Annotated in this window: 29 protein-coding genes and 1 rRNA gene; 15 read left to right on the top strand and 15 right to left on the bottom strand. The window is 73.2% G+C overall.

Annotated features, from left to right (window positions below; genetic code table 11):
• Positions 1-87: ribosomal RNA gene (gene rrf / locus ACFWP2_RS32445) — 5S ribosomal RNA — on the top strand; the annotation flags it as partial.
• A gap of 123 nt (positions 88-210) precedes the next feature.
• Here the strand turns inward: rrf and ACFWP2_RS32450 are convergent.
• The gene (locus ACFWP2_RS32450) at positions 211-411 is read right to left on the bottom strand and encodes a DUF397 domain-containing protein (protein WP_380458157.1); all 201 of its coding nucleotides are present in this window, start codon (positions 409-411) and stop codon (positions 211-213) included.
• A gap of 11 nt (positions 412-422) precedes the next feature.
• Positions 423-1,310 carry a helix-turn-helix domain-containing protein gene (locus tag ACFWP2_RS32455; protein WP_380458159.1) on the bottom strand — a complete coding sequence of 296 codons (888 nt, stop codon included), beginning with the start codon at positions 1,308-1,310 and terminating at the stop codon, positions 423-425.
• 182 nt (positions 1,311-1,492) lie between these two features.
• Here ACFWP2_RS32455 and ACFWP2_RS32460 point away from each other — a divergent pair, with 182 nt between their 5' ends.
• From ACFWP2_RS32460 to ACFWP2_RS32480, 5 genes are all read left to right on the top strand, one after another.
• Complete coding sequence (locus ACFWP2_RS32460) at positions 1,493-1,858, top strand: ATP-binding protein (protein WP_380458161.1); 366 nt, start codon at positions 1,493-1,495, stop codon at positions 1,856-1,858.
• Positions 1,855-2,109 (top strand): hypothetical protein, encoded by a 255-nt coding sequence (locus ACFWP2_RS32465; protein ID WP_360353973.1) that lies wholly within the window; start codon positions 1,855-1,857, stop codon positions 2,107-2,109. The genes ACFWP2_RS32460 and ACFWP2_RS32465 overlap by 4 nt, the downstream gene beginning before the upstream one ends.
• Before the next feature lie 105 nt (positions 2,110-2,214).
• Positions 2,215-2,556 (top strand): hypothetical protein, encoded by a 342-nt coding sequence (locus tag ACFWP2_RS32470; protein ID WP_380458163.1) that lies wholly within the window; start codon positions 2,215-2,217, stop codon positions 2,554-2,556.
• Between the two features lie 35 nt (positions 2,557-2,591).
• A complete protein-coding gene (locus tag ACFWP2_RS32475) occupies positions 2,592-3,524 on the top strand; it encodes a GNAT family N-acetyltransferase (RefSeq protein ID WP_380458165.1) in 933 nt (310 codons plus the stop codon).
• A 110-nt stretch (positions 3,525-3,634) separates the two neighbouring features.
• Positions 3,635-3,937: a hypothetical protein gene (locus tag ACFWP2_RS32480; protein ID WP_380458167.1), complete on the top strand. Its 303-nt coding sequence runs from the start codon at positions 3,635-3,637 to the stop codon at positions 3,935-3,937.
• 68 nt (positions 3,938-4,005) lie between these two features.
• Here ACFWP2_RS32480 and ACFWP2_RS32485 read toward each other — a convergent pair whose 3' ends face one another.
• Positions 4,006-4,389, bottom strand: coding sequence for a hypothetical protein (locus ACFWP2_RS32485; RefSeq protein WP_380458169.1), 384 nt, complete (start codon positions 4,387-4,389; stop codon positions 4,006-4,008).
• Between the two features lie 75 nt (positions 4,390-4,464).
• Between ACFWP2_RS32485 and ACFWP2_RS32490 the strand changes: the two genes are divergently transcribed.
• Entirely contained in the window at positions 4,465-4,818 is a 354-nt protein-coding gene (locus tag ACFWP2_RS32490; protein WP_380458172.1) for an antibiotic biosynthesis monooxygenase family protein, read from the top strand.
• 51 nt (positions 4,819-4,869) lie between these two features.
• Positions 4,870-5,124, top strand: a complete 255-nt coding sequence (locus ACFWP2_RS32495) for a hypothetical protein (protein WP_380458174.1) — start codon at positions 4,870-4,872, stop codon at positions 5,122-5,124.
• Between the two features lie 40 nt (positions 5,125-5,164).
• On the opposite strand, the gene ACFWP2_RS32500 is transcribed toward ACFWP2_RS32495, so the two are convergent.
• Both ACFWP2_RS32500 and ACFWP2_RS32505 read right to left on the bottom strand, forming a co-directional pair.
• Positions 5,165-5,836: a DsbA family oxidoreductase gene (locus tag ACFWP2_RS32500; RefSeq protein WP_380458176.1), complete on the bottom strand. Its 672-nt coding sequence runs from the start codon at positions 5,834-5,836 to the stop codon at positions 5,165-5,167.
• Between the two features lie 359 nt (positions 5,837-6,195).
• Positions 6,196-7,545, bottom strand: coding sequence for a tetratricopeptide repeat protein (locus tag ACFWP2_RS32505; RefSeq protein ID WP_380458178.1), 1,350 nt, complete (start codon positions 7,543-7,545; stop codon positions 6,196-6,198).
• A gap of 115 nt (positions 7,546-7,660) precedes the next feature.
• Here ACFWP2_RS32505 and ACFWP2_RS32510 point away from each other — a divergent pair, with 115 nt between their 5' ends.
• Positions 7,661-8,518, top strand: coding sequence for a hypothetical protein (locus tag ACFWP2_RS32510; protein WP_380458180.1), 858 nt, complete (start codon positions 7,661-7,663; stop codon positions 8,516-8,518).
• A gap of 113 nt (positions 8,519-8,631) precedes the next feature.
• Here ACFWP2_RS32510 and ACFWP2_RS32515 read toward each other — a convergent pair whose 3' ends face one another.
• Together ACFWP2_RS32515 and ACFWP2_RS32520 are read right to left on the bottom strand one after the other, a co-directional pair.
• Entirely contained in the window at positions 8,632-9,030 is a 399-nt protein-coding gene (locus ACFWP2_RS32515) for a hypothetical protein (RefSeq protein WP_380458182.1), read from the bottom strand.
• A 152-nt stretch (positions 9,031-9,182) separates the two neighbouring features.
• Complete coding sequence (locus tag ACFWP2_RS32520; RefSeq protein ID WP_380458185.1) at positions 9,183-9,899, bottom strand: chitinase; 717 nt, start codon at positions 9,897-9,899, stop codon at positions 9,183-9,185.
• A 230-nt stretch (positions 9,900-10,129) separates the two neighbouring features.
• Here ACFWP2_RS32520 and ACFWP2_RS32525 point away from each other — a divergent pair, with 230 nt between their 5' ends.
• Positions 10,130-12,097: a tetratricopeptide repeat protein gene (locus tag ACFWP2_RS32525; protein WP_380458187.1), complete on the top strand. Its 1,968-nt coding sequence runs from the start codon at positions 10,130-10,132 to the stop codon at positions 12,095-12,097.
• Positions 12,098-12,146: 49 nt separating this feature from the next.
• On the opposite strand, the gene ACFWP2_RS32530 is transcribed toward ACFWP2_RS32525, so the two are convergent.
• The gene (locus ACFWP2_RS32530; RefSeq protein ID WP_380458189.1) at positions 12,147-12,440 is read right to left on the bottom strand and encodes a DUF6011 domain-containing protein; all 294 of its coding nucleotides are present in this window, start codon (positions 12,438-12,440) and stop codon (positions 12,147-12,149) included.
• Between the two features lie 60 nt (positions 12,441-12,500).
• On the opposite strand from ACFWP2_RS32530, the gene ACFWP2_RS32535 reads away from it, so the two are divergent.
• Complete coding sequence (locus ACFWP2_RS32535; protein WP_380458191.1) at positions 12,501-13,268, top strand: TetR/AcrR family transcriptional regulator; 768 nt, start codon at positions 12,501-12,503, stop codon at positions 13,266-13,268.
• Here the strand turns inward: ACFWP2_RS32535 and ACFWP2_RS32540 are convergent.
• On the bottom strand, positions 13,252-13,596 hold the full coding sequence (locus tag ACFWP2_RS32540) for a winged helix-turn-helix transcriptional regulator (protein WP_380458280.1): 345 nt from the start codon (positions 13,594-13,596) through the stop codon (positions 13,252-13,254). The two genes, ACFWP2_RS32535 and ACFWP2_RS32540, sit on opposite strands and share 17 nt — an antisense overlap.
• Before the next feature lie 218 nt (positions 13,597-13,814).
• Here ACFWP2_RS32540 and ACFWP2_RS32545 point away from each other — a divergent pair, with 218 nt between their 5' ends.
• Together ACFWP2_RS32545 and rarD are read left to right on the top strand one after the other, a co-directional pair.
• Entirely contained in the window at positions 13,815-14,663 is an 849-nt protein-coding gene (locus ACFWP2_RS32545) for an SDR family oxidoreductase (RefSeq protein WP_380458193.1), read from the top strand.
• 171 nt (positions 14,664-14,834) lie between these two features.
• Complete coding sequence (gene rarD, locus ACFWP2_RS32550; RefSeq protein WP_380458195.1) at positions 14,835-15,803, top strand: EamA family transporter RarD; 969 nt, start codon at positions 14,835-14,837, stop codon at positions 15,801-15,803.
• Here rarD and ACFWP2_RS32555 read toward each other — a convergent pair.
• Genes ACFWP2_RS32555 through ACFWP2_RS32565 form a run of 3 tightly spaced genes read right to left on the bottom strand, consistent with a single transcriptional unit; the run spans position 15,793 to position 19,087 of the window.
• Entirely contained in the window at positions 15,793-16,668 is an 876-nt protein-coding gene (locus ACFWP2_RS32555; protein ID WP_380458197.1) for an ABC transporter permease, read from the bottom strand. The two genes, rarD and ACFWP2_RS32555, sit on opposite strands and share 11 nt — an antisense overlap.
• Positions 16,655-17,707 carry an ABC transporter ATP-binding protein gene (locus ACFWP2_RS32560; protein ID WP_380458199.1) on the bottom strand — a complete coding sequence of 351 codons (1,053 nt, stop codon included), beginning with the start codon at positions 17,705-17,707 and terminating at the stop codon, positions 16,655-16,657. Before ACFWP2_RS32560 ends, ACFWP2_RS32555 begins: the two co-directional genes overlap by 14 nt.
• 60 nt (positions 17,708-17,767) lie before the next feature.
• Entirely contained in the window at positions 17,768-19,087 is a 1,320-nt protein-coding gene (locus ACFWP2_RS32565; RefSeq protein ID WP_380458201.1) for an outer membrane lipoprotein carrier protein LolA, read from the bottom strand.
• Between the two features lie 182 nt (positions 19,088-19,269).
• Between ACFWP2_RS32565 and ACFWP2_RS32570 the strand changes: the two genes are divergently transcribed.
• Both ACFWP2_RS32570 and ACFWP2_RS32575 read left to right on the top strand, forming a co-directional pair.
• Positions 19,270-21,858, top strand: a complete 2,589-nt coding sequence (locus ACFWP2_RS32570; protein ID WP_380458203.1) for a bifunctional FO biosynthesis protein CofGH — start codon at positions 19,270-19,272, stop codon at positions 21,856-21,858.
• A gap of 242 nt (positions 21,859-22,100) precedes the next feature.
• Positions 22,101-23,216 (top strand): ADP-ribosylglycohydrolase family protein, encoded by a 1,116-nt coding sequence (locus tag ACFWP2_RS32575; protein ID WP_380458282.1) that lies wholly within the window; start codon positions 22,101-22,103, stop codon positions 23,214-23,216.
• A 123-nt stretch (positions 23,217-23,339) separates the two neighbouring features.
• Here the strand turns inward: ACFWP2_RS32575 and ACFWP2_RS32580 are convergent, their stop codons facing one another.
• The 3 genes from ACFWP2_RS32580 to ACFWP2_RS32590 form a co-directional block, all read right to left on the bottom strand.
• Positions 23,340-23,555, bottom strand: a complete 216-nt coding sequence (locus tag ACFWP2_RS32580; RefSeq protein ID WP_380458205.1) for a DUF397 domain-containing protein — start codon at positions 23,553-23,555, stop codon at positions 23,340-23,342.
• Positions 23,552-24,415, bottom strand: coding sequence for a helix-turn-helix transcriptional regulator (locus tag ACFWP2_RS32585; RefSeq protein ID WP_359899824.1), 864 nt, complete (start codon positions 24,413-24,415; stop codon positions 23,552-23,554). The genes ACFWP2_RS32580 and ACFWP2_RS32585 overlap by 4 nt, the downstream gene beginning before the upstream one ends.
• Before the next feature lie 640 nt (positions 24,416-25,055).
• Positions 25,056-25,796, bottom strand: a complete 741-nt coding sequence (locus ACFWP2_RS32590; protein WP_380458208.1) for a GPP34 family phosphoprotein — start codon at positions 25,794-25,796, stop codon at positions 25,056-25,058.
• Between the last annotated feature and the right edge of the window lie 168 nt (positions 25,797-25,964).

Here is a 25,964-nt window from a genome sequence, read left to right on the forward strand (position 1 = left end):
GGTTACATTCCGAACCCGGAAGCTAAGCCTCACAGCGCCGATGGTACTGCAGGGGGGACCCTGTGGGAGAGTAGGACGCCGCCGAACAATTATTCAGAAGAACCCCCATCCGGTTTCCGGATGGGGGTTCTTCGCGTTTCAGGGCCGGCCGCGGAACGTCGCCCGTCCGCTCGCCTGCGCGGCGAGCGGACGGAGAGGCAGCGTGGTGATTCAGGTCAGGCGGTCGAACTCGCCGGCCTTGGCACCGAGAAGGAAGGTGCGGAGCTGGGTGGTCGAGGTGGTGAGGATGACGGAGGGGTCATCGGATTCTCGGAGATGGCGGATGCCGCCTTCTCCGGTGGCCAGCTCAACGCAGGTGCTGCCGCCATCGGCGTTACTGAAGGACGACTTCTGCCAGGCGAGGTGGGACATCGGGTGCCCTTTCAGTGCTGGAGCTCGTAGAGAAGGTGTTGAAGCAGCCCCCAGGAGTCACGAGAGCTGTCACGCCGGGGCTGGCTGGTGTCGACAGCCGGTAGTGCGAGATCCCGGGCCTCGTGGAACTTCTGGTGGTAGGCCGCGACGTCCTCCGGGTCACCAAGGTGAACCGCCCGCTTCGGTCCATCCAAGATGATGGTCGAGAGAGCCGTGCACCCAGGGTCGCAGATGAGGAACGCGCCAGCGTATGGCGCCCTCCCTGGGGCATCGAACGGCAAGACCTCGATCGTGACATTGGGTAGCTCGGCCATGTCTACCAGGTGGTGCAGTTGGTCGCGCATCACGGTCTTGCCAGCGAACTGCATGCGAAGTGCTGCCTCATGGATAACGAACCGAAACTGCCGCTGCTTGTCGTCGGTCATGATGCGCTGACGTTGCAGGCGGAACTCAACGGCTGTGGCGGCGTCCCAACGGCCATCCTTGTAAGCGTTTTTGTAGATGGCTTCGACGTAGCCTGGCACCTGGAGTGTTCCGGGGATGTACAGCGCATCGAAGACGGAGAAGGACTCGGCTCGGTCCTCCGCTTCTGCGAGATCCAGGGCGAGCATGGGGACCTTGCCCTTGAAGTCGCTCCACCAGCCCTTGCCGGTGCTCGCGCCGAGATCATGCAGGAGCTTGGTATAGGTCTCATCCGTGCACCCGTAGGCCGCGAGCAAAGTAGTGAGCCGTTCGGGGTCGAGCGCCGTTCGAGCGGCCTCGATGTGGCTGAGCTGCGGGCCGAGTATGCCGATGAGCGCACCAGCATCCTTGACCGACAAGCTTGCCGCCTCACGCAACCTCCTCAGCTCAGCGCCGAACCGCCGCTGTCGCTCGCTGATTTGGGTCCTGAGTGCCAAGGGGGATTCCTTTCGTGTCGGGCCAGTCTCCACCCACACGAGTGAGCTTGGCCAAGCTGGGCCGGATATCTCGGCGATCTGGTTGCACGCGTAACACCTATCGCCCTACTCTCAGTGTTGCACCGATCACACGGTGGAGCGTCACCTTTCTCGATTCCCCTCCTCCTCCCCTGGGGTCTCTCATGCGTGCCTGCAACCCTCCCGACTGGTCCGCCGCTCGTGCCGAGCTCTCCGACCTCCTCACCTCGGCGGGGTGGCGACCCTCCGTCATCTCCGACGCCGAACTCGCCCTCCACGAAGTCTTCTTCAACGCCTGGCGGCACGGGGACACCCTTGCGCCCCTGGTGGTCCTGGCCCTCGCCGGCCACCGGCTCCGGGTCTCGGTCTCCGACAACAGCCCCGTCCTCCCCGAACCCGACCTCCCCGCGGACCCGCTCGCCGTCTCCGGTCGAGGCCTCTTCCTCGTCCGCGCCCTCACCCACCGCTTCGGGGCCGACCCCCGCAAGACCGGCAAGGTCGTCTGGTTTGAGCTGGAGGCCTCCGCGTGAACCGTCGCCGCTACCCCATGCAGCCCACCGACCCCCGCATCCGGGCCTATACCGACGCCCAGGTCCGCAGCCTCCTCGGGGAACTCCAGGAGCGCGGCCGCGAGTTCGGCCTGATCTTCCCCTCCGCCAGCACGGACAAGACGCTCGACGGCCGGGTCCTCGTCCGCTTCAACACGGCGCCCGCCTCGACCCTCTTCAACCTCCTCACCCTCCTCTTCGACGCCGACCGCGAGCGCTCGTGCGGTTCCTGATCGCCGCCGCCCTCCTCACCCTCCTCGCCCTCGCGATCGCCACCGTCGCCCTGGGCGTCATCACCACGCTCAACCTTGCAAAGCCCGACGAAGAGGAGTCCTGACATGCCGGCCCCCACCGACCCGGCCCCCACCCCCGACCCGGCCGCCGACCCCGGCGTCGCCAACGCCCTGGCCGCCGCCCACTATGCCGTCGCCGCCGCCTTCAACTCGGTCTTCGGCGTCGCCGTCGCCCCGCCCGCCCCCGACGACTTCGACTGGCCCCAGCTCGAAACCTTCGTCCACCACCTGGGCTTCGCCGCCGACGACTCCGACACCGCCCTCAACCTCTACCGCCTGCTCTTCGCCGTCCAGCGCATCGCCTACCGCGAGGCCGCCGGCCGCAACTCCCCCTGGCAGGCCACCCGCCTGAACCCCCGCTCCGAGGCGGTCCCCGGACCGAGGTAGACGCCGGCACCAGTGCGAACTGGCAGCATGTCCCCATGGACGCAGTGGACCCGGGCGAGTTCGTCGTGCGCCGCGGTGGGGAGTCCGACGCGGACGCACTGGTCGGCATCGACACGGTCGCGGCCGGCGACGGCGAAGGCGAGCGGGCGGCGAGCATCCGGCGGTGGTGCCGCCAGGGCCTGGGCCCCATCTTCGTGGCGGAAGGCGCGTCCGGGCCGCTCGGCTACTGTGTCGTCGAGTACACCTTCTTCGACCAGGGCTTCGTGACGATGCTGATGGTCTCGCCGTCCGCTCGCGGCAGGGGAGTCGGCCGTCGCCTGCTGGACGCGGCGGCGGCCTCCTGCGAAACCCCGAAGCTCTTCACCTCGACCAACGTCTCCAACCGTCCGATGCGGCGACTGCTGCACCGGGCCGGGTGGCAGCCGGCCGGCCTCGTCCACGGCCTCGACGACGGTGACCCGGAACTGTTCCACCTCCACCGGACGCGGACCGGCACACCGGAACCTCCCTCGCCGACCGAGGCGCAGACCCGCCTCGACAGCGCCTGGGACTGGTGGCACGCCGCCATCGAGGACGCCCAGGAGGGGCGTTGGATCCGCACCTCCGTCGAGCGCCAGGTGATGGACGACCTCGCCGCCGCGACCGTCGGAATCGGCTACCTCGACCCGTCCGTCGAACTGCCCCTGCGCAACCGGCTCTGCCGCATCGCGACCTGGGCCGGCATCCTCAGGCTCGCCGCCCGGGCCGGCGGCTGGGAGCTCGTCCCCGTCACCGGAGTGACCCCGCCCCGCCCCGCCGGGATGGCCGAACTGCTCTCCGCCGTCCACGCGGTGGGGGAGCAGGGCGAGATCTGGCGACGGCAGCTCGGCTCTGACGGGCCGCCACCACCCCGGGGGCTGGCTGCCGCCGAGGCCTTCCTGTACGGCCCGGGCTCGGTCGAGGACCTCCGCCAGTTCTTCTACGACTAGGAGCCGTCCGGCCGGTCATGGACGGCGTGCTCTGATTGCTGCTCGAGGGTGCCCGTGGTGGCGGTCCGAAGTCGATTGCCGGAGGCCTGCCGCTGCGCGACCATCATCGGATGGCTACGAATGAGGGACGGAAGCTGACCCGGGTCGTGCAGACGTGTTCTGCCTGCCCGTCACAGTGGGACGCCTGGACGGCGGACGGCCAGTACCTGTACCTCCGATACCGGCATGGCGAGGGCTGCGTCGAGTGGCACCCCGGACCTGAAGCCGACACCGAAACGCCGGAGTCCTGGAACGAGGGCCGCTCGGGGCTGCTCGTCGAATGGGACGACGGCACCAAGGGCGGCGACATCAGCCTCGAGGACTTCCTCGCGGCAGCGGGCTTGGCGCTGGCGCCGGGTGCCTCGGTGAGCTGAGTCGTGATCCCGTCGATCACTCGCCTGTGATCGCGCCACCGCCCGGGAGGCTTCTGGACGCCCTCCGGTCAGGACCGGCCGAACCAGCGGCGTTTGGGCCGGGGCTGAGACAGGGGCGCGGGGCCGTTCGTCGGGGAAGCCGACGGGTCGTCGTACTCGCGGGAGATCACCCGGACCTGGCCCGACTCGGCGTCGTGGCGCACCGTGTCCAGGCCCTGGCGGTCCAGTCGGGCGATGGTGTCGGCATGGGCGGTGGCGTGCAGGGCGAGCATCCCGACCTTCGGGTGGCTCGGGCCGAGCTTCACCTCCTCGCCGAGCAGGACCTGCATCAGACGGTCCGCGGACATCGAGGGCAGGTCCTCGTCCACGGCGACGTGCAGGATCAGGTGCCCGGACGGCTGCCGTCGGCGGCGGGGCTCCTCGTCGGGGGGAGCGCGGACGCTGGTTGGCAAAGGGCTGGATCCCTTGTGGATCCCGTTCGGCAAAGTCGATGGCTGCTCGGGCTTGTCCCGCCTTACGGTGGCGCCATGAGCAACCAGTCCGAAGCACCTGTCACGCCCGTCCAGGCCTTTGAACCGCCCTACTACGCCGTGGTTTTCACCACCGTGCGCACCCAGGACCAGAGCGGCTACGGCGAGACCAGCGCACGCATGGAAGACCTGGTGAAGGACGTCCCGGGGTACCTGGGGATGGACCACGCCCAGACGCCCGGCGGGCTGTCCATCACCGTCGGGTACTTCCGTGACGCCGACGCCCTCACCGAGTGGCGGACCAACGCCGAGCACCGCGCGGCGCAGAAGCGCGGGCGGGCCGAGTGGTACGAGAACTACACGCTGCACGTGGCGAAGGTGGAGCGGAGCCACGGGTTCGTGCGGGAGTAGCCCGACGCGGAGCCCGGCAGCGGCCGCCGAGCGGGCCCGTAACCTGCCGGTATGACGACTCCCTGGCCCGACGAAGCCACCTTCGCCCACGGCGAGCGGGTGGAGCTGACCACCCCGGATCCGCCCCGCCCGGAACTCGGCCACCTGGGCGGGGAGATCCTGGGCACCCGGGGTGTGGTCCTCGAATGCGTCGTCGAGGCCGACGACCGCGACGGCGGCCACGTCGGGCCCGTCTACTACGTCGAGACGGAGGACGGCAGCCCTTGGCGGCTGCGGCCGGAGTTCCTCAACTCCCTCGACCGCTGACGCAGGAAGTCGGACGGGCCGACTTCCTGCTCCGCCGCCCTCAGCCCTTCGGCGAGAGCGGCGTCAGCGGCAGGGCGACCCGGGTCTCCCAGGCCTGCTCCAGTGCGCGGGTGAACGTTTCGGCGGGCTGGGCGCCCGAGACGCCGAGCCTCCGGTCCAGGACGAAGAACGGCACGCCCGTCGCGCCCATGGCGCTCGCCGTGGCCTCGTCCTCGCGCACCGCCTCCGCGTACGCCTCCGGATCGGCCAGGACAGCCGCGGCCGCCTCGCCGTCCAACCCGGCCCCGACGGCCAGCTCGACCAGCCGCCCGGCCTCGAAAGCCGACCGCTCCTCGGCGAAGTTCGCCCGGTACAACGCGTCCAGCAGCTGCCCCTGCCGGCCCTGCTCCTCGGCGAAGTGCAGCAGGCGGTGCATGTCGAAGGAGTTGGCCGCGTCACGCCCCTCGCGCAGGTACGGCAGGCCCTCGGCGTGCGCGTTCTCCGCGATCCGGGCCTCCGCCGCCTCCGCCTGCTCCAGGCTCATCCCGTACTTGGCGGCGAGCAGCGGCACCACCGGACGGGCCTCCTGCGGCGCCCTCGGATCCAGCTCGAAGGAGCGGTGGACGACCTCCACCTCCTCGCGGTGCGGGAAGGCCGCCAGCGCCTGCTCGAACCGGGCCTTGCCGATGTAGCACCACGGGCAGTTGATGTCGCTCCAGATCTCCACGCGCACGGCGCCGCACTCCTTCCAGCCTTGCGCGGACCTCCCGCGCCGACGCCCATCGGAACACCTTTGGATGCCTGGATATTTCTCACGCTGAAATATTCAGGCGCGTGGGGCTGAGGCGTGGGGGCGTGGGGCCGGGGCGCGGGCGCGGGCGCGGGGCGGCGCGTAGGGCCGGGGGCGGGGACGGTGCGTGGGGGCGCGGTGGGTGGGGGCGGCGCGGGGCGGGTGCGTGGGGCTGGGGCGAGGTGCGCGGTGTGGTGGCCGGTGAGCGGGGCGGTGCATGGTGCGCGGGGGAGGTGCGGGCGCGGGGCGTGAGGTGCGGGGCGGTGCGTGGGGCCGGGGCGTGTCGGCCCCGGCCCCGGGGCTCAGCGCCGCTCCCACGCCTCGCGCTGGGCGGACACCGTGGGGATGGCGGCGATGGCCTCGGCGTAGTGGCCGTGCCTGCTCAGGATCTCGGAGACGGCTCGGTGAACCCCGAACTCGGTGGACGACCGGAGCAGGTCGAGGGCCTCGTCCGTGCGGCCGTCCAGATCCAGCAGCCAGGCCAGCGTGGTGTCCCACTGGTCGGGCTCCTGCGCGCTCAGCGCCTTCGCCTCCGCGACGCCCTCGGCGTAGCGCCCGGCCTTCGCGAGCAGGCGGATCCGGGTGTGGCGCAGGTGGGCGGAGTGCGCGTCGACGTACGCGGCACCGAGGCCGTCCAGGAGCTCCAGCGCCCGTTCCGGACGGCCGTCCTTGATCAGCAGGTCGACCGCCTCGTAGAAGAGGTTCCCGCTGTCCTGGAACTCGTACGTGGGCCGTCCGACCTCGACGGCCTCGTCGAGGCGTCCCCGGCGGGCCAGGAACGTCATGAGGCGCCGGCGGGCGTACTCGGGGTCCGCCTCGAGGGCCTCGCGCAGGACGGCTTCGGCCTCCTGGAACCGCCCCTGCCCCTCCAGCGCGTCCGCGCACCCGATCAGGGCGAGCTTCACGTGCTCGCCGGTGGCCAGCTCGCGCAGCTGCTCGATCCGGCCCTGGCCGGCGAGGAGTCCCGCGTACAGCCAGGCCACCCGCGGGACGTCGGGCAGGACCGAGCCCAGCATCCGGATCGCCTCGTCCGCCCGGCCCATGCGTTCCAGGACCCGGGCGTGCAGCACCAGCACCGCCGACGGCTGGTGCCGGCACCCGGTCCGGCCCTCGTCCGTCGAGCAGCGGCAGTCCGCCGTGCCGCCCCGGGCCCGCTCGGCGCAGGGGGCGAGCAGCTCCAGGACGCGGGCGTCCCGGTGCTCCCCGTTGGTCAGATCGACCAGGGACTCCAGGATCCAGGGCTCGCCGAGGTGGGGCGTGAGCACCTCGATGGCCTCGTCCACCCGTCCGGCCGTCACCAGCGCCTCGGCGAACCACCGGGACTCGAACGCCGACTCCAGGCCGGCCGCGTCCGGGCGCACCAGCGCCAGCCCGTCCTCGATCCGGCCCTGCCGGATGGTGATCTCCGCGGACTTCCGCACGGCGAACGGCCAGCCGACCGCGACGAACGGCTCCAGGACCGTCAGAGCCCGCTCGAACTCCCCCGCCTCGGACAGCTCGCGGACCGCCACCTCGGCGCAGAACCACTCGCCGCGGTCCACGGCGGTCTTGATCAGGAGCTCCAACTGCCCCTGCTTGGCGAAGTATTCCGCCATGGGAACGTCGATTCCGCCGTCGAACTGCCGCTGCCACGCGAGATCGTCAAGATTCACCAGGGCAGGCTATGCGACGCCGTCGAGTCCCCGCAGCCGACCGCCGCGGATCCCCGGCCGGGGTGCAACCGGCGCCCGTTGAGGCGGTGTCGGTGTGGCCTGAGATCATCGGTGCATGTCCGAAACCTTCGTTGACCTGGGATTCGTCACCGCGCCGTCCGGGGTGGTGGTGCTCGGCATGGCCACCTGGATCGACGAGTGGCCGCGGGTGGGCGAGCCGCTGTCGGTGCGGGCCGCGGCGGCGGCGAAGGCGGGCGGCGGGCACCTGCGGGAGTGGGAGTACGAGGCGGTCGCCGTTCCGGCCGCCGCCGACCGGCCGCTGGCGGTGCGGGCGACCACCGAGCCGTCCCTGTTCGACGAGGAGCCGACGATCGCGACGCTGGAGGTCGCCCTCGGCCTGCCCTGGCCCGAGGGGGTGGACAGCCCGGTCCTGCTCGGGGACCTGCCGGTCGACCGGGGCGGCATGGTGGTCGGCGACTCCGTGGGACTGGACGCCTGGACGGGGCTGGAGGACGAGCCGGCCGACGGGCTCGCCGACCTCTCCTACTGGGGCCGGCACGGGAAGGACGCGCACGAGCGGTTCGGCGGCGAGCGGATGTCCCCGTACGGCGGGGAGGACGGGCCGTACGGCTGGCTGGACCTGCCGGTGGCGGAGGCGGCCGCGCGGGAGGCCGAGATCAGCACCTGGCGGGGCGGCCTGTACGGCCAGGGGGTGGCCACCATGGTGGAGAAGCACGTCGACTACTTCCGCTTCCGGCGGGCCGGCCTGGACCACCCGCTGCACGTGGGCGGGATCGAGGTCGGCGGCTGCCCGGTGCTCGGGATCGACTGGTGCCAGGGCGACCACGCCGTCCGGCACCACGGCGGGCGGGACTGCGACATGGTCTACCCGGTCACCCTCGAAGCCGACGGGGCGGGCGGAACGGTCCTGCGCTGGACGATCCCGCCCTACGACGAGGACGAGGAGGACTGAGCGGGGGAGGACGAGGAATCCGCCGCCGGGTCCCGGAGCCCGGTGGGGGCGGCAGCGACGCGGAGCGGGAAGTCGGCCCGGCCGACTTCCCGCTCCGCGACGGCCCGGAGGCGTCAGGCGGTCAGCTCGGGGCTCCAGGTGACGCCCACGTTCCCGCCCCAGTTGACGATGAGCTGGGTCTGGTAGACGTGGCCCGGGGTGGGGTTGGGGACCTGCGTGCCGACGTAGTGGGACCAGCCGAGCCCGCAGCCTGCCATCGTGTCCCACCGGTAGCCGGTGCTCCGGTCGTACAGGACCAGGTCGACCGTGCAGTTGGAGTTCGCGAAGTTGGTGTACGCGTCGGCGACCAGGGTGCTCCCGTTGACGCTGATGCACGCCTGCTGGGTGCCGCCGTTGCAGCCGCCGCCCGACGCCGCGAACGCGTTCCCCGCGCCGCCGACGGTGAACGTGCCGGCCAGTGCGGCGGTTGCCAGGGCCAGTGTCGACGCCCGTGCGATCCGCTTCGTGATCATTTTCAGCTCCTTGGAGGGGGCCGGCCCCGGTGGCCGGCAGGTGATCACGATCCGGGCGGGGTGTGGACAAGCGGTCGACGGGTGATCGACGTTCGATGAACGCGGTGGTCAGGCGCGCCGGGACTCCGCGCGCCGAGCGGCCGAAGCGCCCGTCAGCAGGAGATGTTGCCGCCGCCCACGTCCGTGCCCAGGACGCCGACGAACTGCTTGTAGAGGTTGATGCGGCTGTTGCGCTGGTCCGGGTTCTTGCCGTCGCACTCCAGCGCGCCGTTGATGGTGCGGATGGTCTCGCCGAAGCCCTTGTTGTTGACGATGGCGTCGTGGGCGGTCATCCGCCCGGCGCCGTTCTGGGTGTTCCAGAACCAGAGGGCGGTCTTCCAGGACGTCGCCGGGTTCTTCTCGACCTGGGACGGGTCGTGCAGCAGGTCGATGTGCAGGGCGTCGCCGGCCGCCTTGTAGTTGAAGTTCCAGCTCAGCTGGAGCGGCCCGCGCCCGTAGTAGGCGGCCCGCCCGGCCGGGCAGCCGTACGGCTGCGAAGTGTCGCAGTAGTGCGGGTAGTTGGCGGTGTTCTGCTCGACGACGTACCGCAGGCCGCCGGTCTCGTGGCTGACGTTGGCGAGGAAGGCCGCCGCCTCGCGCTTGCGGGTGGCGTCGTTGCCGGTGGTGGTGAACTTCGGGAAGGCGCTCAGCGCGTCGGTGAGGCCCTTGTAGCTGTAGAAGGGGTTCCGGCTCGGGAACATCTTGTTGAACTGGGACTCGCTCACCACGAAGGAGCCGGCGGCGGAGGCCGGGGCGGTCTGGCCCGTGATGGCGAGGGTGCTCAGCACGGCGGCGGAGGCCGTCAGGGACAGGGCGCGCGAGAGCTTCATCGATCTCCTCGATTCCGGTAGCGGGATTGGCACTTCGGGTGCGAAGCGGCTCCGCCATCCTCGCGGTCGGAAAGCGTCAAATATGCTCAGCTGAGGTCTAAACCACTCGTACGGGTCGTATCCGATCCAGCCCGTGGACTTCGCGCGCCCGCGAGGGGCCCACCGGGCTGTCGGTGGCACCGGATAGCCTCCTTCCGAGCGGGACGGCACCACCGGGGGAGCAGGGGCGAATGAGCGGTCACACCGACGACGCGGGCGACGAACGCCTGGCCGCCGAGGGCGAGGTCGCGGTCGCCCGGCTGGCGATCGACTCCGGAGACCTGGCACACGCCGCCGAACACCTCTGCGACGCGATCCTCGCCGACCCCCAGCTGCCCGAACTGCACGAGGCACTGGCCGAGTTGTGCGCGGCGGCGGGCGGTCCGGCCGCGGCCCGCGAGCTGTTCCCGCTGGACGGTCAGGTGTACCTCGGCACGGTGGTCTGCCGGGCCCACGTGGAGGCCGCCGCCGGTGACTGGGACGCCGCCGTCGGCCTGCTCGCCTCCGCCATCCAGTACGAGCCGGCCCGCCCCTGGGCGCACGCCGCCTGGCTCGCCCGCGAGGACCTGCCCGGCCTGGTCGACCCGGACGCCGTCGCCCAGGCGGTGGCCCGCGCCACCGGCGCGCTGCCCGACCCGCTCCCGGCCGAACCGGCCGACGCCGTACGGCCGTTCCACGACTTCGTGCAGGCCGTACTGGCCCGTCACGACGGCCACGTGCCGCTGCTGGCGATGGCCTCCGGCCTGACCCGCCGGCTCGGCGACACCGAACACGCCGTCCGACTCGCCGAGCGGGCCCACCGGTCGGCCCCCGGCTACCTGCCCGCCGTGATGCTCGGCAACGCCCTGCGCTCGGCCGGCCGCCCGGAGCAGGCACTCGCCGTCTGGGAGGCCGAGCTGGCGAGGGCGGCGCCGGGCCGCGACGACTCCAGCAGCCACCTCGCCGTCGACGTCGCCGAACTGTACGGCGCCCTCGGCCGCCCCGCCGAGGGCCTGCCCTGGCTGGACCGGGTGCTCGCCGCCGATCCCGACCACCCCAAGGCCGGCCCGGCCCGGTACGGGCTGCGCCACGCCCTCGACGGCGACCCGGCCCACCTGCTCGGCCTGGCCGACCACCACCGCGCCCACCCCGAGCACGAGTACGCCCAGGAGCTGCTGGAACGGCTGAGCCACCGGCAGCCCTGGCTCGGCCTGGTCTCCGGCGCCACCGAGGCCACCGTCAACGTGCTCCACCAGGTGCTCGCCGGCGCCGACACCGGCCGCGACACCGAGGTCGACTGCACGGCCTCCACCCTGGAGCCGCCCAGCTCGGTGCTGGCCGTCCGGCTCGCGCTGCCGCGCTCCACCGTCGGCTACCAGGCCGTCGGCGAGCCCGACCCCCGGCTGCCGCTGACCGAGCCCACCACCCGGATCTGGGCCTGGGACGGCACCGACCCGCGCCCGGCCGTCGCCCCGCCCGAGCCGCGGAGCGCCGAACTCGTCCGCGCCACCGCCGAGATCTACTGGCCGACCGTCCCCGCCGCCTACGACCACGCCGTCCGGCTGGCCGGGCTGCCGCTGGACGACCTGCTCGGCGTCCTGGTCCACCCGCCGATGCCGCGCGAGGACGAACTCGGCCGCGCCCTGCTCGCCCACCAGCCCGAACTCTGGGTGCGGGCCGTCCAGGTCTTCGCCTGCCTCGGCATCGCCCACCACCGCACCGACCAGCCCTGGGAGGGCTCCGAGCGCCGCCGGGTGCTGCGCGACCTGCTGCTCGGGCCGGAGGACTGGGTGGTCGAGGCGGCCGGCTTCGCCCTCGTCGCGATCGGCTGGACCCAGCCGCAGACCCGGGCCGACGTCGCCGCCCTGCTCCGGCAGCGGCTGCACCACGGCGCCCGGGCCCGCCGCACCCGGGTGGTGACGATCCTCCGGTCGCTGTCCGCTCTGGTGCTCGCCGCGCCCTGGATGTCCGGCGAGGACCGGGCGCTCGCCCGGCACCTGACGGAGCGGGAGGACGCCGCCGACGCGGGGGCGGAGGCCGAACCGGAGGCCGGACCGGAGGCCGGACCGGAGGCCCGTCCGGACGCCGGACGGGGGTCGGCGGGACAGCCGGAGGCCGAGGGGGCCGCCGAGGAGCAGCCCCGCCCGAGCCGCCTGCGCCGCCTCTTCGGCCGGGGCTGAAGCCGGGGCCGGCGCCAGAGGGGGCCGGGGCTGAGACCGGCCAGGGGTCCTAGCCCAGCCCGGGCAGCGGCTCCTGGTCGACGTCGAACCGCGCGACCCGCTCCGCCGGGTCCCGGCACTCCGGCCCCAGCCGCAGCATCCGCGACTCCGGGTCGTGCAGCGGCCGGTGGCAGCGGCGGCAGGTCACCCGCGGGCGGAGGGTCTGCGCGGTGTCCGTCCCGGGAAGCGGTTCGGGACCGGTCGGGCCGGAAACGCCGGTCGGGCCGGAAACGCCGGTCAGGCCGGGAAGGCCGGACGCTCCGGACGCCCCGGTCGAGCCGGAATGGTTGGTCGGGCTGGTCATGCTGAGACGGTAGCCGCCCACCCCGTCAAGGCCCCCGCCGGTGCGTGAAACGATGGCCCCATGGCCAGCGACCGCAGCAGCGCAGGAGATCCGGCGCGCACCCTCGCCCTGCTCTGGGGGCTCACCGCCGAGGAGAAGCCCGGTCGGCGCGGGCCGCGGCAGGCGCGCTCGACCGGCGAGATCGCCACCGTCGCGATCGCCCTCGCCGACGCCGAGGGCGTGGACGCCGTCACCATGCGCAGGGTCGCGCAGGAGCTGGGGCTCTCCCCGATGGCGCTCTACACCTACGTGCCGGGCAAGGCCGAGCTGCTCGACCTGATGCTGGACACCGTCTACGCCACGATGCCCCGCAGCACCCCCGCCGACGAGGGCTGGCGCTCCCGGGTCACCGCCGTCGCGGACGACAACCGGGCGCTGCACCGCGCCCACCCCTGGGTCGCCGCCGTCTCCACCAGCCGTCCGCCGCTCGGGCCCGGCCTGATGGCCAAGTACGAGTACGAGCTGCGCGCCTTCGAGGGCGCCGGGCTCTCCGACGTCGACCTGGACGCGGCGCTGACCCACCTGCTCGGCTTCGTCCAGACCTGCGCCCGGATGGCCGCCGACGAGCGCGCCGCCCGGCAGGACAGCGCGATGACCGACGAGCAGTGGTGGGCCGCCAACGCCGACCTGCTCGCCCGGGTCTTCGACCCCGAGCGCTACCCGGTCGCCGCCCGGGTCGGGGCCGCCGCGGGGGAGGCGCACGGCGGCGCCTACAGCCCGGACCACGCCTACGCCTTCGGCCTGGCCCGGGTCCTGGACGGGCTCGACGCCCTCATCGCGGGGCGGTAGCCCGCCCGTCGTACTCCTGGCGCGCCGCCTCGACCTCCGGCACCCGCCGCTCCGACCAGTGCGCCAGCGCCGCGACCAGCTCCGCGGCCTCCCGCCCCAGCGGGGTGAGGCTGTAGTCGACCCGCGGCGGGATCACCGGGTGGGCCTCGCGCAGCACGAAGCCGTCGCGCTCCAGCGTCTGGAGGGTCTGGGCGAGCATCTTCTCGCTGACCCCGGTGACCTTGCGGCGCAGCTCGCTGAACCGGTAGCCGCGTTCGTTCAGCGCGCCCAGCACCAGCACGCCCCAGCGGCTGGTGACGTGCTCCAGCACGCCCCGGGACGGGCACATCCGGTCGAACACGTCGGCGGGAGGCAGCCCGACGGTGTTCGGCCCGCCGATCTTCAGTCCGCCGACGTTCGGCCCGCCGGTCTTCGGGTCGCCGGTCCTCGACTCGCTTACCTTCATGTCAGTACCCTACTTTGAAGTGCGTACTTTCGAAAGGTTAGTGCCACCCCTAGGGTGAGTTTCGAGGTCAGAACCGCGTAGCAATCCCTGAGGAGCACACCATGTACGTCGTCACCGGTGCCACCGGCCAGCTCGGCCGTCTCGTCGTCGAGGGCCTGCTGGCCGAGGTCCCCGCGAGCGAGGTGGCCGTCGCCGTCCGCTCCGCCGAGAAGGCCGCCGACCTGGCCGCGCGCGGCGTGGCCGTCCGGGTGGCCGACTACGACAAGCCGGAGACCCTGGCCGGCGCCTTCGCCGAGGGCGACCGGGTGCTGCTGATCTCGGGCAGCGAGGTCGGCCGCCGGATCCCGCAGCACCGGGCCGTGGTGGAGGCCGCCAAGGCCGCCGGGGTCGCGCTGCTCGCCTACACCAGCGCACCGGGCGCGGCCACCTTCCGGCTGGCCGACGAGCACAAGGCGACCGAGGAGCTGATCCTCGCCTCCGGCCTGCCCCACGCCTTCCTGCGCAACGGCTGGTACACCGAGAACTACCTGGGCGACGCGGCCGGCACGGTGGCGCGCGGCGTGGTGCTCGGCAGCGCCGGCCAGGGCCGGATCGCCACCGCCCCGCGCGGGGACTACGCGGCCGCGGCGGTCGCCGTCCTGCTCGGCGAGGGGCACGAGGGCCGGGTGTACGAGCTGAGCGGCGACGCCGCCTGGAACCTGCCCGAGCTGGCCGCCGAGCTGGCGAAGGCCTCCGGCAAGCCGGTCGAGCACCGGGACGTCACCCCGGCCGAGCACCTGGAGGCGCTGGTCGGCGCGGGCCTGCCGCAGGGCTTCGCCGAGGTCCTGGTGGACGTGGACGCGGGCATCGCGCGGGGCGAGCTGGCCGGCACCCCGGGGGACCTGGCCCGGCTGATCGGCCGTCCGACCGTCCCGCTGGCCGAGTCCGTCCGGGCGGCCCTGGACGCCTGACCGGCCGCCCGCCCGCTCCCCGGCGTGGCGGCCCGCCCGTCGCCGTCCGGACCCGTCCGGTATTCAAGATTTCCAGCAATGTCATGACCAAAATCCGAAAACGGAGATGACAGCCCGCCCTCCCGCCCGCTACCGTCGCCTCGACACACGCGCGCGGAAGGGCACTCGGCCATGGCGGGAACAGAGCAGCAGGACAACGGCCGAGGCCTCTGGTGCGGCGTTGCCGCGTACGGCATCTGGGGGCTGTTCCCGCTGTTCTGGCCGCTGCTGGAACCCGGCGCCGCCGACGACATCCTGGCCAACCGGATGGTCTGGTCCCTGGTCGCGGTCGTCCTGCTGCTGATCGCCCAGCGGCACTGGGGCTGGATACGCCCGCTGCTGCGCCAGCCCCGCCGACTCGCCATGCTGGCCGGCGCGGCCGCCGTGATCTCGGTCAACTGGGGCGTCTACATCTGGGCCGTCAACGCCGGGCACGTGGTCGAGGCCAGCCTCGGCTACTTCATCAACCCCCTGGTCACCATCGCCTTCGGCGTCCTGGTGCTCAAGGAGCGGCTGCGCAGCGCGCAGTGGACGGCGGTGGGCATCGGCGCCGCCGCCGTCGCGGTGCTGACCGTCGCGTACGGGCAGCTGCCCTGGATCGCCCTCACCCTGGCGCTCTCCTTCGCGACCTACGGCCTGCTGAAGAAGCAGGTCGGGCTGAGCGGGCTGGAGAGCCTGGCGGCCGAGAGCGCCTTCATGTTCCCGTTCGCCCTCGGCTACCTGGTCTACCTGGAGGTCAGCGGGCGCGGCACCTTCGGGCACACGGTGGCCGGCTCGTACGGCTGGGGGCACTCCGGGCTGCTGATGCTCAGCGGGGTGATCACCGCGATCCCGCTGCTGTTCTTCGGCGCGGCCGCCGTCCGGGTGCCGCTGACCGTGCTCGGGCTGCTGCAGTACCTGGCGCCGGTGTTCCAGTTCCTGATCGGCGTCGCGGTGTTCCACGAGTCCATGCCGCCCGCCCGCTGGGCCGGCTTCGCCCTGGTCTGGGTCGCGCTCGCGGTGCTCACCTGGGACGCGCTGCGCCAGGTGCGGGCCGACCGCGCGGTGCGGGCCGCGGCCGTGCCGCAGCCCGCACCCGCGGAGGCGGCCGTCACGCGCTGATGTCCCGGCTGGTGAAGCGGGACCACGCCGCCGAGCCGAACACGGCGACGTAGGCGGCCTGGAGGCCGAGGTCCTTCAGCACGCCGTCCCAGTACATCGGCGCCCGCAGCAGGTCCGCGAAGCTCAGCCAGTAGTGCGAGAACAGGAACGGGCTGATGGCGTGCAGCTGGGGGAAGGCGTCCAGGATCTGGACGGTGACCACCAGCCCGACGGTGGTGGCCATCGCCGCGATGCCGCTGCCGGTGAGGGTGGAGACGAACAGCCCGATCGCCACCAGCCCGGCCAGCGAGGCCGCGACCACCAGGGCCACCAGCAGGGCGCGCAGCAGGGCGTCGCCGAGGCCGATGGTGTCGCCGGAGATCAGCGTGACCGGGCCGAGCGGGAAGAGCGTGGCGCCCGCGGCCAGCGCCGTCACCGCGACCGCCGCCGTGGCGGCCAGGCAGAACACCAGACCGGCGGTGAACTTGGCGGCCAGCAGCCTGGTCCGCCCGGCCGGGGCGACCAGCAGGTAGCGCAGCGTCCCGGCGGACGCCTCGCCCGCCACCGAGTCCCCGGCGACCACGCCGACCGTCATCGGCAGGAAGACCGGCAGCGCCACCGCGAGCGCGGTGAACACCAGGAAGAGCCCGTTCTGCGTGGTCTGCGCGATGAAGCTCGGACCGCCGCCGCCCTCGTGCGGACCGTCCGTGTTGAGCTTGACCACCACCCCGATCAGGATCGGCAGCAGCGCCAGGATGCCCAGCAGCACCTTGGTGCGCATCCGGCGGAAGGTCAGGTGCAGCTCGCTGCGGAACAGCGCCAGGAACCCGGCCGCCGTCCGCGGCCGCCGGCCCGTCACCGGTGCGACCGCCTCAGCCCGCGACATCGAAGCCCTCCCCGGTCAGCGCCACGAAGGCGTCCTCCAACGTGCCCCGCTCCAGCCCGAAGCCGTGCACCCGCACCCCGGCCCCGACCAGTGCCGCGCACAGCCTGGGCAGCGCCTCCTCGTCCAGGACGCCCGGCTCGCCGTCCACCCGGTCCTCGCCGGGCACCAGGGCGGTGACCCGGTGGGCCGCCAGCACTTCGGCGGCCCGCGCCACGTCCGGGGTGCGGACCACCAGCCGGCCCTGCGCCCGGGCGGCCAGCTCGGCGACGGTGCCCTGCACCACCAGCCGGCCCCGGGACATCACCGCGGCGTGGGTGCAGACCTGCTCGATCTCGTCCAGCAGGTGCGAGGAGAGGAACACCGTGGTGCCCTCCGCCGCGACCTCCCGGACCAGCGTCCGGATCTCCCGCATGCCCTGCGGGTCCAGCCCGTTGGTCGGCTCGTCCAGCACCAGCAGCTCGCGCGGTTGCAGCAGCGCGGAGGCCAGGCCCAGGCGCTGCTTCATGCCCAGCGAGTACGCGCGGGCCTTCTTGCCCGCCGCGGCGCTCAGACCGACCCGCTCCAGCGCCGCGTCGACCCGCTGCCGGCGGGTGCGGGGGTCGGCGGTCGGGTCGGCGGCGTCGAAGCGCACCAGGTTGTCCCGGCCGGAGAGGAAGCCGTACAGGGCCGGGCCCTCGATCAGCGCGCCCACCCGGGGCAGCACGGTGGCGACGGACCGCGGCATCGGTTCGCCGAGGACGGTGGCCACGCCCGACGTGGGGGCGATCAGGCCCATCAGCATCCGGATGGTGGTGGTCTTGCCGGAGCCGTTGGGGCCCAGGAAACCGAAGACGGAGCCGCGCGGCACGGCCAGGTCCAGGCCGTCCACGGCGAGCTGGCCGCCGCGGAAGCGCTTGGTCAGGCCGCGGGTCCGGATGACGTGGTCGGAGGCGGTCGAAGCGGTCGAAGCGGTCGGATCGGTCGAATCGGTGGACGCGGAAACCGGAGGGGCGGAAGGACCGGAAGGAGCGGGAACGGGCGCGGGGGCCGGGCGCGGCACCGCGCCCGTACCCCCGGCCGGCTCCGTAACGTCCCCCGTTACGGGAGCCTTGGTCATCCGTCAGTTCACCCCGGCGGCGTGCTGGAGGACCGGCAGGGTCACCGCGCCGGCCAGGACCCGGCCGTCGTCGGTGAGCAGGACGTTGACCACCTTGGTGCTCACCAGGGTGCCGCCGGCGACCGGCTTGCCGAGCGACTTCACCATCGCCTGCGGGTTCAGCGACTGCGCGGCCCCGGCCCCGCGGCCGTGCCTACCACCCTTGGTGTCTCCCTTGGCGTCGCCCTTCGGGGCCCCGTCCACGGCTCCGTCCGCGGCCCCGCCCGCCTGGCCGGGCAGCCGGGTGGAGACGACCGTCGTCCAGCCCTCGCCGATCACGTTCAGGCCCTCGGACAGCTCGGTGCCCTTGTGCTCCCGGGCCTCGCCCGGCGCGCCCTGGGCCACGTCGTCCGCCTTCCGCTCCGTCACCTTGGCGCCCTTGGGGGCGGTGAAGTCGAAGGTCTTGTCGGCCGGCTTGGCGAAGGACACCTGGGTGAAGCGGACGTTCAGCACGGTGTCGCCGTCGACGGACTTCACCGCCACCGCCAGTGGCACCCCGTTGTCGGCGGCCACCGCGATCCGGACCTCGGCCAGCGTCGAACCGGACTGGGTGGGCTTCACACTCAACTCGTAGGCGTTCTGCCCGGCGACCTTGGCCGTCCCGGCGACGGTCACCGAGGTGGTGCCGGCGCTCACGGCCAGGAACTGCCGGGCGGCCTCCTGCGGGGTGGTCGGCAGCTCGGACAGCGGCGCACCGGGGCGCTGGTCGGCGTGCTTGCGGGCCGGCTGGCCCGCCGCTCCGATCAGGTGCACCGCGCTGTTGGTCGAGCTGTCCCAGGCCCAGGCCTGGTCGCCGTTGCGGACCAGGGTGTAGCCGGCCATGTTCTCCAGCACGTCCACCCGCTGGCGGTCCGGGCCGTCCACCGCGACCCGCAGCGTCCGGTCCCCGCCGAGCAGGCCGAGCAGCTTGGACTGCGGGTCCGCGGCGGAGCCCCCGCCGTCCCCGCCGTGCCCGCCGACCGCCCCGCCGTGCCCGCCGACCGCCCCGCCGAGGCCGCCGGCCGCGCCGAGCAGCTGGCCGGGCACCCCGAGGTCGGTGCTGATCGAGACCGTGCCGGACAGCGTCTGGGCCTCGGAGCCGAGCACCTTGGCGACCAGCTGCTCCGCGGTCAGCGTCGGCAGGTCGGGCGCGCCGTCGGCGGCCAGCGCCGGGACCAGGCCCACCCCCGCGGCGATCACCGCGACCACCGCCACCGGCACCCCGGCGCGCATCAGGACGCGTCGCCGGGAGCGGTACGGCGCACCGCCGTCCAGATCGTCCCCCGCCGCCTTCTCATCGGTCATGGCGTCCTCAACTCCTCCGCGAACACGTGTGGTTGGCCTTGCGCTTCCATTAGAGGCCGCCGCGCCGCCGCCGTCATCGCCCTGTGGGGTCAGATCGGGTTGGCCTTCATGGGTACGCCGACCCTGAGGCGGCCTCAGGGTTCGCTCCACCCGCGGTACCACCCCTGGCGTATCGTCGCGCCATGGACGGAACCGCCATGGACTCCAGCACCCCGCCGACCGCGAACGCGATGCGCCGCGCCCTGCGCCGCGCCCGGGACGGCGTCGCCCTCGACGTGACCGAGGCCGCCGTGCTGCTCCAGGCCAGAGGCGAGGACCTGCAGGACCTCTGCGCGAGCGCCTCCCGCGTCCGCGACGCGGGCCTCGAAGCCGCCGGCCGCCCCGGCGTCATCACCTACTCCAAGAGCGTCTTCATCCCGCTCACCCGACTCTGCCGCGACAAGTGCCACTACTGCACCTTCGCCACCGTCCCCGGCCGGCTGCGCCGCGAGGGCCACGGGATGTACATGTCCCCGGACGAGGTCCTGGAGGTGGCCCGCCGGGGCGCCGAACTCGGCTGCAAGGAAGCCCTGATCACGCTCGGCGACAAGCCCGAGGACCGCTGGCCCGAGGCCCGCGAGTGGCTGGACGCGCACGGCTACGACGACACCATCGCCTACGTGCGCGCCATGTCGATCCGCATCCTGGAGGAGACCGGCCTGCTGCCGCACCTCAACCCCGGGGTGCTGAGCTGGACGGACTTCCAGCGGCTCAAGCCCGTCTCCGCCTCCATGGGCATGATGCTGGAGACCACCGCCACCCGGCTGTGGAGCGAACCCGGCGGCCCGCACTTCGGCTCCCCGGACAAGGAGCCGGCCGTCCGGCTGCGGGTGCTGGAGGACGCGGGGCGCAGCTCCGTCCCGTTCACCAGCGGCCTGCTGATCGGCATCGGCGAGACGTACCAGGAGCGCGCCGAGTCGCTGTTCGCGCTGCGCAAGGTCTCCCGCGCCTACCACGGCGTCCAGGAACTGATCCTGCAGAACTTCCGGGCCAAGCCGGACACCGCCATGCGCGGCATGCCGGACGCCGAACTGGACGAACTGGTCGCCACGGTGGCGGTCGCCCGGCACCTGATGGGCCCGGCCGCCTGCCTCCAGGCCCCGCCGAACCTGGTGGACGGCGAGTACGAGCGGCTGATCGCGGCCGGCATCGACGACTGGGGCGGGGTCTCCCCGCTCACCCCGGACCACGTCAACCCCGAGCGCCCCTGGCCGCAGATCGAGCGGCTGGCCGAGCGCTCGGCGGCGGCCGGCTTCGAACTGCGCGAGCGCCTCGCCGTCTACCCCGAGTACGTGCGCCGCGGCGAGCCCTGGCTGGACCCGCGGGTGCTGCCGCACGTCCGCGCCCTGGCCGACCCGGCCACCGGCCTGGCCGACCCGGACGCGGTGGTCCGCGGCCTGCCCTGGCAGGAGCCCGAGGACCTCCCGGAGTCGTACGGCCGCACCGACCTGCACGCCACCATCGACACCGAGGGCCGCACCGGCGACCGCCGGGCCGACTTCGAGGACGTGTACGGCGACTGGGAGGTGCTGCGCGAGCAGGTGCTCGCCAAGGGCGCGCCCGAGCGCCTCGCCGGGGACCTGCGCCAGGCCCTGGCGGTGGCCGCCGACGACCCGACCAAGCTGACCGACGACCAGGCACTGGCCCTGTTCCACGCGGACGGCCCGGCCCTGGACGCCCTCTGCCGGATCGCCGACGACGTCCGCCGCGACGCGGTCGGCGAGGACGTCACCTACTGCGTCACCCGGAACATCAACTTCACCAACGTCTGCTACACCGGCTGCCGCTTCTGCGCCTTCGCCCAGCGCCGCACCGACGCGGACGCCTACACCCTCTCCCTGGAGCAGGTCGCCGACCGGGCCGCACAGGCCTGGGACGTGGGCGCCACCGAGGTCTGCATGCAGGGCGGCATCCACCCGGACCTGCCCGGCACCGCCTACTTCGACATTGCCCGCGCCGTGAAGGAGCGGGTGCCCGGCATCCACGTGCACGCCTTCTCGCCCATGGAGGTGGTCAACGGCGCCAGCCGCACCGGGCTGTCGATCCGGGACTGGCTGCAGCGGGCCAAGGAGTCGGGCCTGGACAGCATCCCCGGTACCGCCGCCGAGATCCTGGACGACGAGGTCCGCTGGGTGCTCACCAAGGGCAAGCTGCCGGCCGCCACCTGGGTCGAGGTGGTCACCACCGCGCACGAGCTGGGCATCCGCTCCTCGTCCACGATGATGTACGGGCACGTGGACACCCCGAAGCACTGGCTCGGCCACCTGCGGCTGCTCGCGGAGATCCAGCAGCGGACGGGCGGCTTCACCGAGTTCGTGACCCTGCCGTTCATCCACACCAACGCGCCGGTCTACCTGGCCGGCATCGCCCGGCCCGGCCCGAGCGCCCGGGACAACCGCGCGGTGATCGCGATGGCCCGGCTGCTGCTGCACCCGCACATCCCCAACATCCAGACCAGCTGGGTCAAGCTGGGCGCCGAGGGCGCGGCCGAGATGCTCCGATCGGGCGCCAACGACCTCGGCGGCACGCTGATGGAGGAGACCATCTCGCGGATGGCCGGCTCGGCGTACGGCAGCTACAAGTCGGTGCGCGACCTCCAGGCGATCGCCGAGGCGGCCGGGCGCCCGCACCGCCAGCGCACCACCACCTACGGCGAGGTGCCGGCCGAACGGCGGGCCGCGGCGCTGGCCTCGGACGGGCACCTGCCGGAGCTGCTGCCGGTGGTGGACTGAGACCCGCGCCCCGTCCCGGCCGCCGTCCGTCGCGGAGGCCGGGACGGGGGTGTGGCGGGTCCGGGACGGGCGCGGGCGCGGGTGGGGGCGGGGGCGGAGCGGGTCCGGGACGGGGTCGGGGCGGGGGCACCGAACTCCGGGGGAGGGGCCGATTCGATCGGCTCTTCGAATACAGTGCCAGGGCGCGACGCCCGGCCGAGCGTCGCGCGGACCCCGCACCCGAGGAAAGGCGCCCCGTCGTGATGCCACTGTGGTCCCGCGCCCAGCAGCAGGACTACCGCAGTCGGGTGCGGGGCTGTCTGCTCGGCGGTGCCATCGGGGACGCGCTCGGCGCCGGCGTGGAGTTCGAGTCGCTGGAGAAGATCCGGGCCCAGCACGGCCCGCAGGGCGTCACCGGCTACGTCCCCGCCTACGGGCGCACCGGCGCCGTCACCGACGACACCCAGCTCAGCCTCTTCACCGTCGACGGCCTGATCCGCGCCCACATCCGGCGCGACACCGGCAGCTGGCACCCGCCCACCGACCTGCACCTGGCCTACCTGCGCTGGGCCGTCACCCAGCGCGACTGGGGCCCGGACGAGCGCCGCCCCGACCTCGGCTGGCTCGGCCGCGAGGAGTGGCTGTACGCCCAGCGCGCCCCCGGCCAGGGCTGCCTGTCCGGCCTCAGCGGGGCCGAGGCCGAGTGGCTCGGCACCCTGGAGACCCCCAAGAACCCGCACTCCAAGGGGTGCGGCACGGTGGTGCGGGCGGCGCCCTTCGGACTGCTCACCACCTGGGAGCCGGGCCTGGTGTTCCAGCTCGCGGTGGAGTGCTCGGTGCTCACCCACGGCCACCCCACCGGCTACCTCGCGGCGGGCGCGCTCGCGGTGATCGTCCAGTCCGTCGCCCGCGGCGGCACCCTGGAGGAGGGCGTCCACCTCGCGCTCGCCCTGCTCTCCGAGCGGCCGGCGCACGAGGAGACCACCGCCGCGCTGCGGGCCGCCCTGGACGCGGTGCGGGCCGGCGAGCCCTCCGCCGACCGGGTCGAGGCGCTGGGGGAGGGCTGGGTCGCGGAGGAGGCGCTGGCGATCGGGGTCTACTGCGCCCTGGTCGCGCACGACGTGCGCTCGGGCCTGCTGCTCGCGGTCAACCACTCCGGGGACAGCGACTCCACCGGCGCGATCTGCGGCAACCTGCTCGGGGCGCTGCACGGGGACACCGCGCTGCCGCCGGGCCTGCTGGCCGGGCTCGAAGGGCGCGGGGCGATCCTCGAACTCGCCGACGACTTCGTGCTGGAGCTGGCGCACGGCACCGAACTGCACGACCGGCGGACCCCGGAGGGCGCCAACTGGACCGCCCGCTACCCGGTGGTGGGCTGAACCCGGGCGCCCTCCGGAACGGGGGTTGCCCGGAACGGGAGTTGCCCGTAGCGCCGGCCGCCGCCGAGGGGCGACGGCCACCGCTACGGGCAACTGGTCCGAGTGCGGAACCGGGCGGGAGGGTCAGTCCGGGAGCTCGCCGAAGGCGCCGTCCCCCGCCGCTGAGGCGAAGGCGTTCCAGGCCTCGGACGAGAAGCGCAGCTGGGGGCCCCGGGGATCCTTCGAGTCCCGGACGGCCACCTCCCCCGCGCCTGGGACGGCGATCTCCACGCAGGCGCCTTGGCCCCCGCTGTGACTGCTCTTCCGCCAACGGGTTCCGTACTCGGACGGGGTGATCATTCGTGGAATTCCTTCTCGATGTCGGCTATCAGCGACCGGCTCTCCGCGACACCGAGCGCGGCCGCTCTCAGGTAGTCGTACAGACCGGTATAGCGGCGCACGTCCGCCTCCTTCTCCAGGTAGAGATCGCTCGTCACACCTTCGAAGTAGACAACTGTGGAATCGGCTGACTCCGGGAACTCCAGCAGAGAGAATGTCCCGGTCATGCCGGGATGGGCGCCGTGCGAGAACGGGATCACCTGGATGGTGATGTTCGCGCGCTGGCTGAGCTCCAGCATCTGTTGCAGCTGCTGGGCCATCACGGCCTTGCTGCCGACCTCGCGGCGCAGCACCGCCTCGTCTATGACGGTCCACAGGCTGCCCAGCTGGTTCTCGCCGTGGATGCGCTCCTGGCGCTTCATCCGGACCTGCACCCGGCGCTGCACGGCGACGGCGTCGGTGTCCGGCTGGGTGCCCTCGACGACGGCCTGGGCGTAGTGCTCGGTCTGCAGCAGGCCGGGGACGAAGGAGGACTCGTACGCGCGGATCGAGGAGGCCTCGGCCTCCAGCCCGATGTAGACGCTGTACGGGGTCGGCATGTCGTTGAAGTCGTGCCACCATCCGCGCTGGCGTGACTCCTTGGCCATCTCCATCAGGCTGGCGCGCAGTTGGTCGTCGGGCACGTTGTAGACGTCGCAGAGGTCGCGCACGTCGCGCTGGCTGATGCTGCGGCGGCCGTTCTCCAGCCGGCTGATCTTCGACTGGGAGACCATCAGGCGGCCGGCGACCTCCTCCGCCGTCATGCCCAGGCCCTCGCGGAGCTTGCGCAGCTCCGAACCGAGCCGCCGGCGACGCACGGTGGGATTGACGTTGGCGGACACTTCGACCTCCGGCCGGACCTCTGGTGCTCGTTGAACCTGCAGTCCTCGGAACACTTCGGACATTGGGACCAACCCCCCTGACTTGGAGCAGCATGTCACCTTGGGCCAGGTCGGCGCGGGGGAATCACAGCAGCGCGGTAGAACAGATCATCGGAAAAGCACTTCCGCGAGACAGCGAGATCCCCCAGGTGGTAATGCGGCTCGGACGACTCGGACAGGTACTGCGGAGGCCGCCCCCGGACCGGCCCGCACCTGCCCCCGGCACGTGCGGGGGCGGGCGGACGCCGGGCGTCCGGGGACGGCGAAGGGGCGGTCGCCGGGCGACTCGCGTCGCGGGGCGACCGCCCCTCGGTGCTGTTGGTGGTGCTGTCGGTGGTGCCGGTGGCACCGGAGGTGCGTCGGGTCGCTCAGCGCCCTCGGGCGGTGCGCGGGAGGCGGCGTGCGCCGCCGGACGCGCGGCCGGTGGTGTCGGGCGCCGTGGTGGCTGCCCGCCGGGCCGTGTGGACCGCTGCGGCCGTCGAAGCCCTTCCGGGCCTCCCGGGCCTGCCGGACTCCCCGGGCTACCCCGTCCGCCCGGCCTGCCCGGCCCTCGTGCCCTTTCGGGCCCTCGTACCCGCCCGGGCTCTTGTGCCCTCCCCGGTCAGCGGACGCCGACCCGAGGGGCGGAGACCCGCCCGCCCGAACCCTGGCCCGCCGTACGGGCGCCGGGACGGCCGGCGGCGGCCCCGGAGCCCTGGGAAGAACGGTTCTGCTGTGCCGGCAGGCCGTTCTGCACGTCCATCACGGCGTGCGCGACCATCCCGCCCAGCGGGTCGTACCGGATCAGGTCGCGCAGCCGCGACCGCGAGGACCGGCCCTCGTTGCCCGGGTACAGGTGCTTGCCCAGCCCGACCGAGTGGGCGAGCGCGGCGAGCGCGGCCGTCCGCGGGTCCGGCGGAACGCCGGTGCGGATCGCGGTGTCCAGCCGCTGCTTGATCGCGGCGTTGGTGCAGTCGTCGGACGCCTGGTACCGGGTCGTCGGCAGCACCCCGCACACCTGGCCGGGCACGGCCGTGACCATGCCGCAGCGCTCCAGGTGCGCCAGATACGTCTGACGCAGCCCCAGCCGGGGCCCGCCGATCCAGTGCGCCGCGCGTACCGGACTGCCGCGTCGGCGCAGCAGTTCCAGTGCGTGGTCAAGGGTCGGGTCGCCGGTCGGTCGTGCGAGCACGACGGCGATCCGGTCTCCCTCCGGTACGATCCGTCCGGCCAGGGACAGCTCGACGAGCTGCGCCCCGGCGAGTCCGAGGTCGAGGGTCTGCGGCTGCGCCGTGGTACCCGTGGTCGGGTCCAAAGCGAGCAGCAAGAGTTCCTCGGGAACAGTTCTGCGGCTCTTGCCCATCCAAGCCTCCCCGCGTGGATGAGAGACAGGGTGACGCCTCTCACACGGGCTTGTCGAGTACGCCTCCGAATCGTGACCTTGCGGTGAAGGCACGGAACCGGCGGTGGCGGGCCTGGCGTCTGACCGGTGAACAGGCCGCAGCACGACCGGGCGACGACAATAAGCGCC

Origin of the sequence: Kitasatospora sp. NPDC058444 (genome assembly GCF_042721415.1) — a bacterium.
GTDB lineage: Bacteria > Actinomycetota > Actinomycetes > Streptomycetales > Streptomycetaceae > Kitasatospora.